A 16,371-nucleotide genomic window follows, 5' to 3' on the forward strand; every position below is an offset into this window, starting at 1 on the left:
CGCGCCTACCGGGCTCGGCCTCGGCGGTTCGCCCATCACCCTCCCGCGCCTGATTTATTGCTCATGGATATCGTTGTCAAGGAAGACCTCAAAGCCTATATCGACCCTCTTACCCCAGACGAATACAGCGCGCTCGAGCGCAGCATCCTGGCCGAAGGTTGCCGCGATGCACTGGTACTCTGGGGTGATCTTCTGATCGACGGGCACAACCGCTACGGCATCTGCCAGAAACATGGTTTGCCTTTCTCCACCGTACAGGTGCTCCAATTCCAGACGCTGGAAGACGTGCATCTGTGGATGATTGACCAGCACCTGGGCCGGCGCAGCATTTCGGACTTTCAACGCGGCGTGCTCGCGCTGCGCAAGCGCGACATTCTGGAGACACGCCTGAAGACTGCACCCGCGGCTGAGACGTCCGCCAGCCCAGCCGGTGACCCTCCCTTTGACGTGGATGGGGATGGCAGCGCTTCAACGCGCGAGGCCAGCCCCGAACCTAAGCCCCCCACCGGCATCACCACAGCCCCCGCTGACACGCAGTTGCTAAAGAGCCGTGAGGCCCTGGCCAAGGCCGCGCGCCTCAGCAGCACCCAGGTGCGCATGATCGAGGCCATCCAGAGCCAGGCTGCACCCGAGGTGGTGGCGGCCGTCAGGGCGGGCGACATCACGCTCAGCACTGCCGCCATGGTCGCCAGCCTGCCCGCCGAGGAACAAGCGCAAGCCGCCCATGGCGGCGCCAAGGAATTGCGCCAGGCTGCCAAACGGGTACGTGAGGCCAAACGCAAGCCCAGGCCAGAAGACCCGGGATCGGGCGATGAAGCAGCAGCGACTTCGGAGGAACACAGCGTCGACAGCCTGCTGGCCCGTGTTCGCGAGCTAGAATCCGAGAACGCCAGCCTGCGCGCGCGCATCGAACAACTGCAGGCCCAGCTCAGCCACGGCGACTGATGCTCGGCACCGGACTGCTTGATTCCGTCCGGCGGGAGCCAGTTTGCGCTGCTTTGGACCTTGGAAACCCAATCGAGCGGAGCGAGTAGGGGCCGCCAAAGCGGCTCTGGCTCTATCAGCCAGAAGTGGACCATGCCGATTCGGGCTTGGATAAATCACCGAAAAGGAGAACCCCGTGAACGCCTCTCTCACGTTCTATACCCACCCCATGTCACGTGGCCGGGTTGCCCGCTGGATGTTGGAAGAAACCGGGCTGCCCTATGAAACCGTGCTGCTCGAATACGGCACCACGATGAAAGCGCCTGAATACCGTGCCATCAATCCCATGGGCAAGGTGCCGGCCATCAAGCACGGCGACACGGTGGTCACTGAAAACGCCGCCATCGCCATGTATCTGGCCGATCTCGTGCCAGGCAAGCAACTCTCTCCGCCGGTGGGCAGCGCCGCACGCGGCCCTTACTACCGGTGGATCAGCTTCATGGGGCCACTGGAGCAACTGATGGTGGCCAAGGCTGCCAAAGCCGTGCTGCCAGATCCTCGCATGGCCGGATTCGGCACCGAAGAGGATCTGCTGGGGACGCTGGAAGGCGCGCTGAAAGACCGTGAACTTCTTGCTGGCGAGCAGTTTACGGCCGCGGACTTGCTGGTAGCCGCTTCGCTGAGCTGGTATATGCAGTTCAAGCTTCTGGAGGCACGCCCCGCTTTTACAAAGTTCGCCGAACGTCATAGAAACAGGCCAGCGGCATTGCGGGCGGATCAGATCGACAACGCTCTCATAGCTGGCCAACAGGAAGGCTCAGACGCTCAGAAAACTCGCTGATAGCATGGAGGGCTTGCGATTGCTTTGCAGGGCGTGTTAACACGCCCTGATTTCCATGAGTCTGTCTGATGCCCCCCGTGACGATGTGACCGACGTGCGCGCCCGCTCTGCAGGACCTGCACCCCAGGCATCTGCCCCTAGCGAGCCGATCACACTCGAGCCGCTTTCCAACTCTCCTGCGCCAAGGCCGGCAGGTGCAGTGCGGCCCAACGCGCGGTTCATGCGTGCGCATCCGGCTCACTGGATTGCCTTTGGCTTCGGTTCGGGCCTCTCGCCCATTGCACCCGGTACTGCGGGAACCTTGTGGGCTTGGCTTGCCTGGCTGGTCCTGACTCAATGGCTTACCACGCCCGCAGCGCAGGCCTGGCTGATCATTGCCGGCCTGGCCGCGGCCTGGTGGGCCTCTACAGTCACCGCGCGCAACCTGCGTATAGCCGACCCAAGCGCGATTGTGGTGGATGAGATCATTGCGTTCTGGATCGTGCTTTGGTTGGTATTGCCTGCCGGGCTTTGGACGCAACTGGTAGCCTTCGTCCTGTTCAGATTCTTCGACGCAGTCAAACGAGGCCCTGTGGGCTGGGCTGATCGGCTTTTTCACGGTGCGACAGGCTGGCGCGGTGGGTTCGGAATTGTTTGGGATGATCTGGTGGCGGCCTTTTGCACGTTGATGGTGATGGCTGCGTGGCGGGCTTGGTGAACAGCTGAGATCAACGAGATATGCCGCGGGACATGAGAGGTCTTAGGACCTGCAGACGCTGCTGCCCATCACCGGTTGGCCGGCCCCCCAACCCTCTCGCCTCGCCGGGTTCCCGCAAGCGGAAGAGGGAGAGCGATTTGCTTGAGCCCGGCGCGACATGCGGAACTGGGGCTGCGATCAAGGCCCTGTGACGAAGGACTATGGATATGAATGAGATTGTTCAAGCTTTGGCTGCAGCACTTCGTGCACGAAGTTGGCAGCTTTGCACCGCAGAGAGCTGTACGGGAGGCCTGATCTCGGGGGCCTGCACCGATCTCGCGGGTTCGTCCGACTGGTTCGACCGTGGCTTTGTGACCTATAGCAATCAAGCCAAATCCGACCTGCTGGCGATTCCCATGGCGTTGATCGATCAGCATGGTGCGGTGAGCGAGCCAGTCGCCCGCGCCATGGCTGAAGGAGCGCTGGCTCGTTCGAGAGCTCAGGTCAGCATCGCGGTGACGGGTGTGGCGGGGCCGGGCGGTGGCAGCGCGGAGAAGCCGGTTGGGACAGTGTGGTTTGGATGGTGCGTCAATGGAGAAACCACCAGCGAATGCAAGAGGTTCGATGGCGACCGCGCCGCCATTCGCGCAGCTACCGTGGAACATGCTCTGCGCTGCTTACTAGCTCTAGTCTCCACTAGCCAGTCCACTGAATGAGAATAATAAATGCGTAGCTGGCGCTGAAGATTAGGACAGGTCACCTCAAGGGATTGGGCTTCTTGTTGCGCGAAGGATTCGCGGATAGCTTTTTGCCCCAGTCCTTGACCGAGGTGACGAATCCGCAACCGATGGCCTGATGTTCGAAAAAACACTTCCCGACTTCCTGTAACCCGCACAGGTAGGTGAGTCTGGAATGGGACCGCACACTCTTGCACGCAATAGATGCTCGCAGGATACGCAGATCGCAACCCGAATTTTGGCGTCGCGGAAGCGCTCATTCAGGTTGTATGCCGCTACCCCGCACCAAAGACGCCAGCTTATGCATGTCGTCCGTAATGAAACGGTCAAACTCGCCAAGGACCAGCTTTTCCTGGATCAGGCCTTGAGAACGAAGTTTCTCCGCAATGTCTGCTCTACTGCTGATTTGTTGGATTTTTTGCGCAAGCATTTGCATGATCGGTTTCGGGCTGGCCGATGGTGCTACCAGCGCATACCATATGCTTGAGTCAAAGCCCGGAAATCCCCTTTCAGCCACCGTTGGCGTATCAGGCAATACCGCGACGCGTTGCAGGCCAGTGACCGCCATTACCCGGATGCGACCTGCGGCTACCATCGCCTGCGCTAATGCGATCGGCGGAAACGCGAGATCCAGTTGTCCAGCTGCTACGGCCGTCACGGCCTCTTGCACGCCCTTATAGGGTACGTGGACCATCTGCAAGCCGGCTTTCGTGCGAAAGTATTCCCCGGCCAGATGGGTCGCCGAGCCGATACCGGCACTTCCGTAGGTGAGCTTGCCCGGGTTCTCCTTCCCATTTCGGATCAGTTGTTCGATATTCTGCGCCGGGTGACTCGTTGGAACCACTATCACACTTGGCGAAGTTGCCAGCAAAGCCAGTCCAGAGAAGTCCTTTGCAGTGTCATACGGGAGCTTCTTTCGAAGCGCAGGGTTGGCCGCATGCGCCGAGGAAACGAAGAGCAATGAATGTCCATCGGCGGGCTGAGCAAGGATCGCTTGCGAAGCCGAAATTCCCCCTGCCCCCGGCCTGTTTTCTACTATGACTGGCTGTCCGAGAAGTGGCGAGAGCTTCTCCGCGTAGAGCCTCGCGATGATGTCTGTCAGTGCTCCCGCGGAAAACGGCACAATGATCTTGAGAGGTTTGGTAAGAGAATCCTCGGCGGCCCATGCGCAAAGTGGAGAGGCGGCAACGGCGCCTGCTGCCGCTAGAAAATAACGACGATCTTGTTTCAAATGTTCCATTTTTTTCATCTCCTGATATGTTGGAATGTCGACATTTATTTCGTTTAAGCGATCGGGGTTTGTTGACGTCGCCGAGAATCTGAAAAGGGTTATCGTGGCAGCCTTAGATTTGGCTCAACGTCATGGCCTGTGTAGATTTCAGTCGGCTGCAGTGCCCTTACCGTCCGTAGCGCTGCGACCGCCTCGGGAACACTCACCAGAATGCCGTTCGGTATCAGATCCGTATAGTTGCGGTTCAACGGGATTGCGTCGCCAGTTATGACTGCAAGCCCCTCGCTCGTTCTTACCGCGACAATCTGTGAACCCGGAGTGTGGCCACCAACCTGCACCAGATTTAATCCGTCACGCAGCACGTGTTTGCCATCCACTGGTTCAACTCTGCCCGACTCCAGCAACTCAGATAGCATTTTCCGGTGACTGAAGAAGCGTGCAGTCACCGGATGATCGTGCGCAGGACCCCTAAAGAATTCGATCTCTTTACGCTGAATGTAGAAACGTGCATGAGGGAAGAGGTCTGCGGAGGCTGCATGATCCCAGTGGAGGTGAGTCAGTACGACATCGCGAATTTGCCCCAGACCAACGCCGAGACGACTCAAAGCAACGTCCAGCCGCACCACGTCGCGCAATCCACGGCGGTGAGCCTCATCCAACGGTGGGCCCGTGTCGACGAGAACACAGTCCGTGCCGTTTCGTAGCAGCCATGCTCGGTACGCTATCTCTTGGACGCCTTGCTCTTCCGACAGATAAAAGAACCATGAGCGATGCGCCGTGCGTCGGGCAAGCTCTATCACATCGACACGCCAGGAATGGAAGTCATTCACGCGTTCTACCTTGATGGTTAACAAACATGTTTACGAATGCGTTTCGCTTAGCTGGTCATTCTCATGACACAAGTGAGCACGTTTTGGCTGGCAGGAACGCCAGCAATCTTTAACTTATTTTTAAGATGTCGACATTCTAACATCCGACATGAACGGAGTGGCAATGATTTTCTACAACCCACGGCCAGCCCCCATGTCTTTCTGGTGGCAACCGCCTTAAAGAGGATGTTTCTTCCTCTCGTCCCATTGCATCGCTCACGGCATTCGCCCCATGCTCAGTTAGAACACTTCCTAGTGCAAAATGTCGGCATCCGGACACCTACCTACATGTCGACATCTCTTCCTGCCAAGCCAGCCTTACTTCAGACCCTCCCGCTGCAGGTAGCGGATCAGATCGCAAAATCCATCATGGACGCGAGCTTTTCGCCCGGAAGCCGTTTGCGAGAGGTGGAGCTCGCCCAGTTCTTCGACGTCAGCCGGGCGACGATCCGGGAAGCGCTAAGACATCTGGAACAACGTGAGTTAGTGCGCATTCAACCGCAAAAGGGCGCATACGTCACCCAACTCTCAGCCAAGGAGCTTGACGATCTCTTTGAAGTTCGTGCTTCACTCCTGGCCACCGGTACACGATTGGCTACGGAGCGATGTTCCGAAGCCGATGCCAAGCGTCTACGGGGACAACTTGCCCGCCTGCGCGAGAGTGTTGAGGATCTGGAAAGCTATGTGCGCGCCAGTAGTGGGATGGTAGAAATACTGATCCAGCTGTCCAATAACGACGTTCTCGCGAGGTACGTCAGGGACTTTGCACTACAAATCGGACGTTACGTCCGTCTTGGCCTGGCCTCTGAACTTCGCCGCAAGCGCTCAGTCGCCATGTGGACACGCATTGTGAACGCGGTCGTATCGGGCGATAGTGAAGCCGCCGCCCTGCTTCATAGGAACCTCGCGCTCGAAAACCGCAGCGCAGCTCTGGAAGAGTTCGAACGGAAACATAAGCCCGCAACGACTCCAACGCCAGACTAAGCATTAGCGGACCTAAACAAGAAGTGCAAATCTATTGACTGCCATAATGTCGACATTTACAATACCGACAATGCGAGGCTAGATTCGTGCCCGCTGCACCACCATAGGAGAAGACGCATGAACAAAATCACAGGCGGCCAAGCGGTCGTTGAAGCTCTGCAGGCAGAAGGCGTTTCACACGTTTTCGGGCTGATCGGTTCGGCAGGCATGGAAATATTCGACGCACTGTATGACGCACAGTCCATCCGCTTCATCGGAGTTCGGGATGAGCGAACCGGTGTGCATATGGCCGATGGCTATGCACGTGCGTCTGGACAGGCGGGTGTCTTCCTGGCTGGACAAAACGGACCAGGCGCTACCAATTTAGTGACGGGACTGGCTCAAGCCAATGCAGCGTACTCCCCGGTGATCGCGCTAGCAGGCTCTTTGTCGTCCGCACATATCTACCGCGATGCTTTCCAGGAAGTCGATCAACAGTCTCTGTTCAAACCTGTTACGAAGAAGACCTGGACGCTCACCCAGACGGCGCGCATTCCCGAGATGATGCGCGAGGCTTTCCGTACAGCGATGAGTCCACGTCGTGGCCCCGTGCTCCTGAATCTCCCGCGCGATCTTCTGGCCGACACGGCAGAAATCGAAGTCGCTATGCCGGATGGCAGGGAATTCAAGGGCGGTTTCACGGCATCGAGGGAATTGTTAGCCCAAGCGGCAGACCTCTTGCGAACAGCCAAGCGACCGCTGATACTGGCCGGCGGTGGCGTCAAGAATACGCAGTGCTATGAGCAAGTATTGGCGCTCGCCGAACAATTGCAAGCCCCGGTGGTAATGTCGCCTGGCCACGGAGATGCCGTGCCTTGTACGCATCGTCTGTACGGCGGTCAGGTGGGGCCTCGCGGCAACGCGGTAGCTTCAGATCTTGCGTGCCGCGCGGACGTGATCCTGGCACTCGGCACACGGCTGGGTTTCAACACCACCTTTTATTCTTGGGACAACCTGAATAAGGACGCAAAGATCATCCAGGTCGAATCAGAGCCAACCGCCATCGGCCGGTTCTTCCCGGTGCAATTAGGTCTGCTGGGGTCGGCTCCGAATGTCACGAGTGATCTAAGCGAGATCCTGCGCGAGCATGCTGCTGGTTCCGACGCTCGGGAATGGTGCAACGCCTTCATAGGTTCCCGTGCAAGCTTCTTGACCAAGCGTGACGAGGATGCGGGCAAGGGGGCCGATCCCATGCAGCCAGCGTTTCTCTTCAAGACTTTGCGTGACACCTTGCCGGACGACACCATGTACACAATGGATGCAGGAACGTTGTGTCTCCAGGCCACCGACAACATGCGGTACTGCCAGCCGCCAGCGCTTTTCACACCTCTTGATTTTGGATTAGTAGGCTTCTCCTACGCTTGCGGACTCGGCTTAAAGCTGGCCTGTCCGGACAGGACGGTTGTGAGCTTGATGGGTGACGGTGGATTCGGGATGGCGCACAGCGAGATAGGAACCGCAGTGCAATACGGAATCAATACGGTCTGTATCGTGATGAATAACGGTTGCTGGGGTGCTGAGAAAGCATACCAACGCGACTTCTTTGGGGAGCGCTATATCGGCGCCGATGTTCCCAATCCGCCTTATGACAAGCTCGCGGAACTCTGGGGTGCTGCTGGTTTTCGCGTAGAGCGAGCCGAGGACCTCGGCAAGACGGTCGCCGAAGCAGTGCGCTGCGGGCGACCGGCCATCGTCGACGTGCAAGTGGATCCAGCGGCGCTCTATAGCTTCCGACGTGATTCTTTCAAGCATCGAGCGAACTCGCAGAAGTAAGCCCGTATGGAACAATTCGACTACATCGTCGTAGGCGCTGGATCCGCGGGTTGTGCTCTGGCCAATCGACTTACAGCCTGTGGCCGCCATCGCGTACTGCTGATTGAAGGCGGCGGACCTGATCGCAATATCTGGATCCACATGCCCCTCGGCGTCGGCAAGCTGCTGACAAATGAAAAGTATGCATGGAGATTCGAGACTGAGCCGCAGGAAACCATGAAGGGCCAGAGGATCTACTGGCCCCGCGGCAAGGTGCTGGGTGGGTCCAGTGCACTGAACGGCATGGCTTACGTCTGGGGTGATCCAGATGAGTACGACAGTTGGCAAGATCAAGGTATTGCCGGTTGGAATTTCAAAGACATCCAACCCTACTTCCGGCGGATGGAGTCGAACCTGTTCAGCGAGAATCCACTGCGCGGCCGGGACGGTCCAGTGCGGATCACCGATCGAGGCACGTATGACACCGACAAAATTTCGGACGCGTACGTTTCGGCCTGCCGCGAAGCGGGAATCCCCGACACACCGGACTACAACGCAGTGCGGTACGAAGGTGTACGCTACCTGGAACAAACAGCTTGGCGTGGCCGGCGCTGGAGTGCCGCCGTCGCCTATCTCCATCCGGCCCGCAATCGTCCCAACCTGATCGTGCGCACCGACGCATTAGTACACAAAGTTCTTGTCGACGGCAATCGCTGCACCGGAGTGGAATACGAGTGGCAAGGACAACGCCATATTGCTAGCAGCAGGCTTGAGGTAGCCATAAGCGCCGGGACCATTCAGTCGCCGCAGTTGCTCGAACTTTCCGGCATAGGTGGGCTCGCGCGGCTACGCGAGGCCGGCATAAAGCCAGTGCATGAACTGCCTTCGGTTGGGGAGAACGTTAGCGATCACCTGCAGGTACGCTGCGCCTATCGCAGTAACTTGCCGGGAACGATCAACGATCTGATGCGCAGCCCGTTGTACAAAATTAAAGCTGGCCTACAGTACTTATTCACCCGGCGTGGCTTACTGGCAAGCACATCGTCCACAGCGCACGCAATCACCCGCACCCATTCCGGGTTACCACGTCCTGATGTGATGATCCGCATCTATCACATCAGCGGCAAGGACCGGTATTCACGCAGCCCAGGCGCTGGAATCGACCCTTGGTCCGGGTTCTCCATTGGCGGATTCATGCTGTACCCGAAATCTCGTGGAAGCATTCATGCCATCTCATCAGACCCCAGGACTCCGCCCAAAATCCAACCGAACTATCTGGCAGAAGAGGAAGACCGTGACACAACGGTGAATATGCTCCGCCTGATCCGCCACGTTGCCAGCCAGCCTGCACTGAGTTCCGTCATCCATTCTGAACATCGTCCAAGCCCCGCTGTGACAGACCACGACGCGCTCCTTGAGTATGTCCGCGAAACCGGTCAGACAGCCTGGCATACGGTTGGCTCATGTCGGATGGGAACTTCGGCTGCAGACTCGGTGGTGGATTCGAACCTGCGCGTACACGGCATTCACGGGCTGCGCGTGGCGGATGCGTCGGTGATGCCCACTATCGCCTCGTCCAACACCAATGCTCCGGCCATGATGATTGGAGAGCGGGTCGCCGACTGGATGCTAGCTGATGCCAAAGCAAACTAAGGAGCTTCAAGAATTATGAGAGACGATCAGAGAACAACAGAAGTCCTTACCCCTCTATGCGAAGACCACATCGCACGTGGCGACTGGAATCCGCTATGGGATCAACTTCGTGAGTTGGATCCCGAGTTCATGGAGGCCTATCTGGCATTTCGAAGCGTACCCCAGAAGAACGGCCCGCTTCCGCAGAAATTCAAGGAGATGATTCTTGTAGCCATCAATGCGGCTACAACTCACCTTTACGCGCCAGGCGTACGCCGGCATGTCCGCAATGCGCTGAAAGCGGGAGCCACCCTGGAAGAGTTGCTTGAAGTTATCCAGTTGACTACCGTGATGGGCATCCACGCGTGCAATCTCGCGATTCCCATCCTGCTGGAAGAAATCGGTGACGCGAAAATGGGTGACACAACAGGATAGCGCAAGCAGAGGGAATGCGTACCTGGGAGGATGCGTCGCCAACGGAACTCAGAGGCCGCTTAGCATGCACGTTCGCATTGGACCGGGTAGCTTCATTTCAACCTCGTATGATGGTGTGAACAGCCGCAGCGGTCACCCGCCAGCTTAGCGCGTCATCGACGCGCGCACCTAGAAAGTCCGCTATGTCCGCACCCACTCTGACCGCTTCCAACACTGTCCGTTACAGCACGCTCGGTCTGTGCGTGCTGGTCATGATTTTGAGCCTGTTTTCCATGATTGCCTTCGGCCGTGGAGGCCTGTGGTTTCTGGCCTCGGGGCTGTTGGTCGCCCTGGGGGTGTACGACCTGCGGCAAACAAGGCACGCCATCTTGCGCAACTACCCCTTGCTGGGGCACATGCGTTTTGCGCTTGAATTCATCCGCCCGGAAATACGCCAGTACTTCATTGAAAGCGACACCGAGGCCCAGCCGTTTTCGCGTGCGCAGCGATCGGTGGTGTACCAACGCTCCAAAGGCGAGCCAGACAACCGGCCTTTTGGTACGCAACTGGATGTGGGCGCCGAGGGGTATGAGTGGGTCAACCACTCCATGAGCCCGACGAAGATCGAATCGCACGACTTCCGTATCTGGATTGGCGGTCAGCCCGGCGTGCCCAATCCTGGGACCCAGCCCTGCACCCAGCCATACAGTGCCAGCGTTTTCAACGTCTCTGCCATGAGTTTCGGCGCGCTGTCAGCCAACGCCATTCTGGCTTTGAACCAGGGTGCCAAGATAGGTGGCTTCGCCCATGACACGGGCGAGGGCTCCATCTCGCAGTACCACCGGCTGCACGGCGGTGATCTGATCTGGCAAATTGCCTCTGGCTACTTCGGCTGCCGTGACGCAGACGGAAAGTTCAGCCCCGAGCGTTTTGCCAAGCAGGCGCTTGAGCCGCAAGTGAAGATGATTGAGCTCAAGCTCAGCCAGGGCGCGAAGCCCGGCCACGGCGGTGTGCTGCCTGGCGCAAAAGTCACGCCGGAGATCGCCGCTACCCGCGGTGTGCCCGTGGGGGTGGACTGCATTTCCCCATCGGCGCACAGCTCCTTCTCGACGCCAGTGGGGTTGCTGCGCTTCCTGGCCGAGTTAAGACGGCTTTCGGGTGGCAAGCCCACAGGCCTGAAGCTCTGCATCGGCCACCCCTGGGAGTGGTTTGCCATCGCCAAAGCCATGCTGGAGACCGACATCACACCGGACTTCATCGTCGTCGACGGCGCGGAGGGCGGCACGGGCGCAGCACCGGTGGAATTTGTCGACCACGTGGGGACGCCTTTGCAGGAAGGCCTGCGACTGGTGCACAACACCTTGATTGGCATCGGATTGCGAGAGCGTGTGAAGCTCGGTTGCGCGGGCAAGGTCGTCACCGCATTTGATGTAGTGCGCATGTTGGCGCTGGGCGCTGACTGGTGCAATTCAGCCCGTGGTTACATGATGGCCCTGGGTTGCATACAGGCCCAGACCTGTCACACCGGCCGCTGTCCTACCGGCGTGACCACTCAAGACCCGCTGCGCCAGAAAGCCCTGGTTGTGGCCGACAAGGCGCCCCGGGTTGCCCAGTTTCATGCCAATACCTTGCACGCGCTCAAGGAGCTTTTGCAAGCTGCTGGCCTGAACCACCCTGATGACGTGACTTCTCACCACATTGTGCGACGCATTGACGATACAGAGGTGCGCCTGCTCTCCACCCTGATGCCACGGCTGGAGCATGGCGCCATCTTGAACGACCTTGCACATCAACCCAACGTATTCCGCCTGTATTGGCCGCTTGCCAGCTCACACAGCTTCGCCCCGCAACATCCGGCGGCGGGAGACACGCCGCCGGATTTGCGTGATTCAAGGGGAGTTCACAAGACGCGCACGCCCTCTTCGGCACGCGAGGTGGCCCAGGAATTGAAGAGTTCCCACCCGCCCGAGCCCCCACCTGAGACCCCTGTCAATCCCGAGCAAGCGAGCTCACCAGCGGCTACGCCCGTCTCGCCAACTGAAGTGCCTACGGATTGGGGCGCATCAGATACCGGTAAGGGAGCTGCCCCTGCTGAAACCCAGGATCGTCTCTGACCTTCTTTCTGACGAGATCCTGACGGTGTAGCAGATTCACACGCTTGTTTTAGCTCAGCCTGCGTGACCCTATGCACTTTCATGACCGGAGACGTTGGGGACGGAACGCTGTAAATAAGCCGAGATGAGCGCAGACTGACGCCACGATAGAAGAGCTGCGCCCCCGTGGGAGCGCTCGCTTACAGGGAGTTCTCCAACCGTGGGCTCACTCGGCCTGAGAGGCGATCAAGCGCGAGGAATCGAAGCGCCACCCCCTTCGTTTGAGCCTCTCAGGTACAAACCCCACTCGGCAAAACCCCAATCGGCAGGGTCACTTCCGCCCCGCATAATCCGCCCGTCTACAGCAGTATCCGCAAATCTTGCAGACGGGCCGCATGAGTTCAGACATCATTTTGGAAACCAGAGGGCTCGTCAAAGAGTTCAAAGGGTTTGTCGCCGTCAGCGACGTCAATCTGCAAATCCGCAGGGGCACTATCCATGCGCTGATCGGCCCCAATGGCGCCGGTAAAACCACGTGCTTCAATCTGCTCACCAAGTTCCTTGAGCCCACACGCGGCCAGATTCTTTTCGACGGTCAGGACATCACGCGGGAGAAACCGGCTCAGATCGCCAAGCGTGGCGTGGTGAGATCGTTTCAAATCTCTTCCACTTTCCCACACATGAGCGTGCTGAAGAACGTCCGCGTGGCCCTTCAGCAAAAACTCGGTACCGAATTCCACTTCTGGAAAAAAGAGGAAACGCTGAAGCAGCTGGATGAGCGTTGCCTGGAACTTCTTGGCTTCGTGGGTCTGGCCGAGTTCGCACACCTGGAAGCCATAGAGCTGCCTTACGGACGCAAACGGGCACTGGAAATTGCCACCACCCTGGCGATGGATCCGCAATTGATGCTGCTGGATGAACCCACACAGGGCATGGGCCTGGAAGACGTCGAGATGGTCACTCAGTTGATCAAGAAAGTGGCCGCCAATCGAACAGTGCTCATGGTGGAACACAACATGGGCGTGGTGGGAAACATTGCCGACACGATCACCGTGCTGCAGTTTGGCCAGGTGATTGCAGAAGGGCCCTACAGCGAAGTCTCGCGCAACCCGCAGGTTCTGGAAGCCTACATGGGCAGCGCCGATGAAACTCTTTGATGGACGCCAACCACAAGACATGCACGAGCTACTTCTGACATGAGCACCGCATCCACGCCAGCCATTGAACTCGAGAACGTGCATTCCTGGTACGGGGAGTCGCACATTCTGCATGGAGTCAACCTGCAAGTGATGCCTGGCGAAGTGGTTTCGCTGCTGGGTCGCAACGGTGCGGGCCGTACCACCACGCTTCGTTCCATCATGGGTCTGGTTGGCAAACGCACGGGTTCCATACGGATCAACGGCGGCGAAACCGTGCGCATGGCGCCCCATCAGATCGCGCGCCTGGGCATTGGTTATTGCCCGGAAGAGCGCGGCATCATGGCTTCGCTGACTTGCGAAGAGAACCTGATGCTGCCGCCCAAGGTGGCAGAAGGCGGCATGAGCCTGGAAGAAATCTACGACATGTTCCCTAATCTGAAGACGCGCCGGACCAGCCCGGGTGGGCGGCTTTCAGGCGGGGAGCAGCAGATGCTGGCCGTTGCACGCATTTTGCGCACCGGCGCCAAGATCTTGCTGTTGGACGAAATCTCGGAAGGTCTTGCACCGGTCATTGTGCAGACCTTGTCTCGCATGATCCAGGCGCTTCGTCGGCGGGGCTACACGATTCTCATGGTGGAGCAGAACTTCCGCTTTGCTGCACCGCTGGCTGATCGCTTCTACATCATGGAGCGCGGCTTGATCTTGCGAGAGCTTTCTGCCGCCGAACTTCAGGACAACATGCACACCTTGCATGAGTCCCTGGGGGTATGAACTTTGTATTTCAGCGTTTTCAGAACACTGCAGTCTCGCGTATCTCTCCATCTGGCGAAGCGTCGAATTACGGTGTCCATTTTCCGCAGTCCACTCAAGTCAAGGAGATAAACCGATGAAACGCAAGCTACTGTGCTCTCTCATGGCCGCCGTCGGGCTCACGGCGGCAGGTTTTGCCCAGGCGCAAATCTCTGGCAACACCGTCAAGATCGGCGTGATGAACGACATGTCCGGCGTATATGCCGACATTGGCGGACCAGGCTCGGTACTCGCAGCCAAAATGGCTGTGGAAGATTTCCAGAAGACCAGCAAGTCCAAAATGAAAGTGGAAATCGTCTCTGCGGATCACCAGAACAAGCCCGACATCGGCTCCAGCATTGCGCGCAAATGGTATGACTCCGATGGCGTGGACATGATCGTTGACGTGCCCACATCCTCAGTGGGCCTGGCGATCAGCGAAGTCACCAAGGAAAAGGGCAAGGTCCATGTCAACACGGGATCGGCAGCCTCTGACTTGACCGGCAAGGCCTGTTCTCCCAACACCGTGCATTGGCTCTACGATACCTGGATGCTGGCACACGGCACGGGTAGCGCCGTCGTCAAGAGCGGTGGAGACAGCTGGTTCTTCCTGACGGCCGACTACGCCTTCGGCCACGCCCTGGAGCGCGACACTTCCGAAGTGGTCAAAGCTTCCGGCGGCAAGATCCTCGGCAGCGTGAAGGTACCCCTGGCCACGCAAGACTTCTCATCCTTCCTGCTGCAAGCCCAATCCTCGAAGGCCAAGATCATTGGCCTGGCCAACGCAGGTGGTGACACCATCAACTCCATCAAGCAGGCTGCGGAGTTTGGCATCGTCAAGGGTGGACAGAAACTGGCCGGTCTTCTGGTGTTCCTGCCTGACGTGCATGGACTGGGACTGGCCACAGCGCAAGGCTTGAACGTGACAGAAGCCTGGTACTGGGACCTCAATGATGCGAGCCGCGCATGGACCAAGCGCTTCGTTGCAGCGAACAAGGGCAAATACCCCTCATCCGACCATGCCGGCGTGTACGCCGGGGTTCTGCATTACCTGAAAGCCATCGAAGCGGCGAAGACCGACGACGGCACCAAAGTAGTGGAGAAGATGAAGGAACTTCCTACAGATGACCCCCTGTTCGGCAAGGGCACCATCCGCGCGGACGGACGCAAGATTCACCCGGTCTACCTGTTTGAAGTCAAGGCGCCCAAGGAATCGAAAGGCCCTTACGACTACTACAAGCTGAAGCAGACCATCCCGGCTGACCAGGCATTCCGCCCACTGGCAGAAGGTAACTGCCCGCTGGTCGCCAAGAAGTAATCTCGCCACCAGCCCACCCACCAGCGACAACAGGGAACGAGAGCGCGCATGGAAGTCTTCGGCATTCCGATCCAGGCCATGATGGGGCAGTTGCTCATAGGCCTTATCAACGGTTCGTTCTACGCCCTGCTCTCGCTGGGGCTGGCCGTCATTTTCGGCCTGCTCAACATCATCAACTTCACCCACGGTGCGCAGTACATGCTGGGGGCCTTTGGCGCCTATCTGCTGTTGAACAAGGTGGGGTTGAATTACTGGTGGGCGCTGCTTCTGGTGCCCATTCTGGTGGGCGCCGTGGGCGTGATCATCGAACGCACCATGCTGGCCCGGCTGTACAAGCTGGACCACCTATACGGACTGCTCCTGACCTTTGGACTGGCGTTAATGATTCAGGGCTATTTCCGCAATGAATATGGCTCTACCGGACTGCCCTACGCCATACCGGAGCAGCTTTCGGGCGGCATTAACCTGGGCTTCATGTTTCTGCCGAAGTACCGGGGGTGGGTGATCATTGCGTCGTTGGTCATCTGCCTGTGCACCTGGTATGTCATTGAACGCACCAAACTGGGTGGCTACTTGCGCGCTGCCACCGAGAACCCTCAACTGGTGCAGGCCTTCGGTATCAACGTCCCGCGCATGATCACGCTCACCTATGGGTTTGGTGTGGGCCTGGCGGCACTGGCTGGCGTGATGGCAGCACCCATCTATCAGGTCAGCCCTCAGATGGGTGCTGATCTCATCATCGTGGTTTTTGCGGTGGTGGTCATTGGAGGCATGGGCTCCATCATGGGCGCCATCGTCACAGGGTTTGGCTTGGGACTTGTGGAAGGTCTTACCAAAGTGTTTTACCCCGAAGCCTCCAGCACCGTTATTTTCATCATCATGACCATCGTGCTCTTGATCCGGCCTGCTGGCTTGTTCGGCACTCAGAAGTAA

General features: G+C 58.4%; 15 protein-coding genes. 13 read left to right on the forward strand and 2 right to left on the reverse strand.

Annotation, left to right across the window (positions count from 1 at the left end):
• Positions 1-63 precede the first annotated feature (63 nt).
• From ABIE13_RS09780 to ABIE13_RS09795, 4 genes are all read left to right on the forward strand, one after another.
• Positions 64-945, forward strand: a complete 882-nt coding sequence (locus ABIE13_RS09780) for a plasmid replication/partition related protein (protein WP_354442960.1) — start codon at positions 64-66, stop codon at positions 943-945.
• A gap of 175 nt (positions 946-1,120) precedes the next feature.
• On the forward strand, positions 1,121-1,765 hold the full coding sequence (locus tag ABIE13_RS09785; RefSeq protein WP_354442961.1) for a glutathione S-transferase family protein: 645 nt from the start codon (positions 1,121-1,123) through the stop codon (positions 1,763-1,765).
• 220 nt (positions 1,766-1,985) lie between these two features.
• Positions 1,986-2,462 (forward strand): phosphatidylglycerophosphatase A family protein, encoded by a 477-nt coding sequence (locus ABIE13_RS09790; protein WP_354443684.1) that lies wholly within the window; start codon positions 1,986-1,988, stop codon positions 2,460-2,462.
• Between the two features lie 200 nt (positions 2,463-2,662).
• On the forward strand, positions 2,663-3,157 hold the full coding sequence (locus ABIE13_RS09795; protein ID WP_436278398.1) for a CinA family protein: 495 nt from the start codon (positions 2,663-2,665) through the stop codon (positions 3,155-3,157).
• 277 nt (positions 3,158-3,434) lie between these two features.
• Here ABIE13_RS09795 and ABIE13_RS09800 read toward each other — a convergent pair whose 3' ends face one another.
• Positions 3,435-4,418 (reverse strand): tripartite tricarboxylate transporter substrate binding protein, encoded by a 984-nt coding sequence (locus ABIE13_RS09800; protein ID WP_354442963.1) that lies wholly within the window; start codon positions 4,416-4,418, stop codon positions 3,435-3,437.
• A gap of 89 nt (positions 4,419-4,507) precedes the next feature.
• Complete coding sequence (locus ABIE13_RS09805) at positions 4,508-5,263, reverse strand: N-acyl homoserine lactonase family protein (RefSeq protein WP_354442964.1); 756 nt, start codon at positions 5,261-5,263, stop codon at positions 4,508-4,510.
• Between the two features lie 303 nt (positions 5,264-5,566).
• On the opposite strand from ABIE13_RS09805, the gene ABIE13_RS09810 reads away from it, so the two are divergent.
• The 9 genes from ABIE13_RS09810 to ABIE13_RS09850 all read left to right on the forward strand — a co-directional run bounded on the left by ABIE13_RS09810 (position 5,567) and on the right by ABIE13_RS09850 (position 16,371).
• Positions 5,567-6,262, forward strand: a complete 696-nt coding sequence (locus ABIE13_RS09810; RefSeq protein WP_354442965.1) for a GntR family transcriptional regulator — start codon at positions 5,567-5,569, stop codon at positions 6,260-6,262.
• 117 nt (positions 6,263-6,379) lie between these two features.
• Positions 6,380-8,074, forward strand: a complete 1,695-nt coding sequence (locus tag ABIE13_RS09815; protein ID WP_354442966.1) for a thiamine pyrophosphate-binding protein — start codon at positions 6,380-6,382, stop codon at positions 8,072-8,074.
• A gap of 6 nt (positions 8,075-8,080) precedes the next feature.
• Complete coding sequence (locus tag ABIE13_RS09820; RefSeq protein ID WP_354442967.1) at positions 8,081-9,706, forward strand: GMC family oxidoreductase; 1,626 nt, start codon at positions 8,081-8,083, stop codon at positions 9,704-9,706.
• A 15-nt stretch (positions 9,707-9,721) separates the two neighbouring features.
• Entirely contained in the window at positions 9,722-10,120 is a 399-nt protein-coding gene (locus tag ABIE13_RS09825) for a carboxymuconolactone decarboxylase family protein (protein ID WP_354442968.1), read from the forward strand.
• Between the two features lie 182 nt (positions 10,121-10,302).
• A complete protein-coding gene (locus tag ABIE13_RS09830; RefSeq protein WP_354442969.1) occupies positions 10,303-12,213 on the forward strand; it encodes an FMN-binding glutamate synthase family protein in 1,911 nt (636 codons plus the stop codon).
• Positions 12,214-12,587: 374 nt separating this feature from the next.
• Complete coding sequence (locus ABIE13_RS09835) at positions 12,588-13,349, forward strand: ABC transporter ATP-binding protein (RefSeq protein ID WP_354442970.1); 762 nt, start codon at positions 12,588-12,590, stop codon at positions 13,347-13,349.
• A gap of 39 nt (positions 13,350-13,388) precedes the next feature.
• A complete protein-coding gene (locus ABIE13_RS09840; RefSeq protein WP_354442971.1) occupies positions 13,389-14,102 on the forward strand; it encodes an ABC transporter ATP-binding protein in 714 nt (237 codons plus the stop codon).
• A gap of 115 nt (positions 14,103-14,217) precedes the next feature.
• Positions 14,218-15,438, forward strand: a complete 1,221-nt coding sequence (locus ABIE13_RS09845; RefSeq protein ID WP_354442972.1) for an ABC transporter substrate-binding protein — start codon at positions 14,218-14,220, stop codon at positions 15,436-15,438.
• 48 nt (positions 15,439-15,486) lie between these two features.
• Positions 15,487-16,371 (forward strand): branched-chain amino acid ABC transporter permease, encoded by an 885-nt coding sequence (locus ABIE13_RS09850; RefSeq protein ID WP_354442973.1) that lies wholly within the window; start codon positions 15,487-15,489, stop codon positions 16,369-16,371.

Source organism: Ottowia thiooxydans (assembly GCF_040548795.1).
Lineage (GTDB): Bacteria > Pseudomonadota > Gammaproteobacteria > Burkholderiales > Burkholderiaceae_C > Ottowia > Ottowia thiooxydans_A.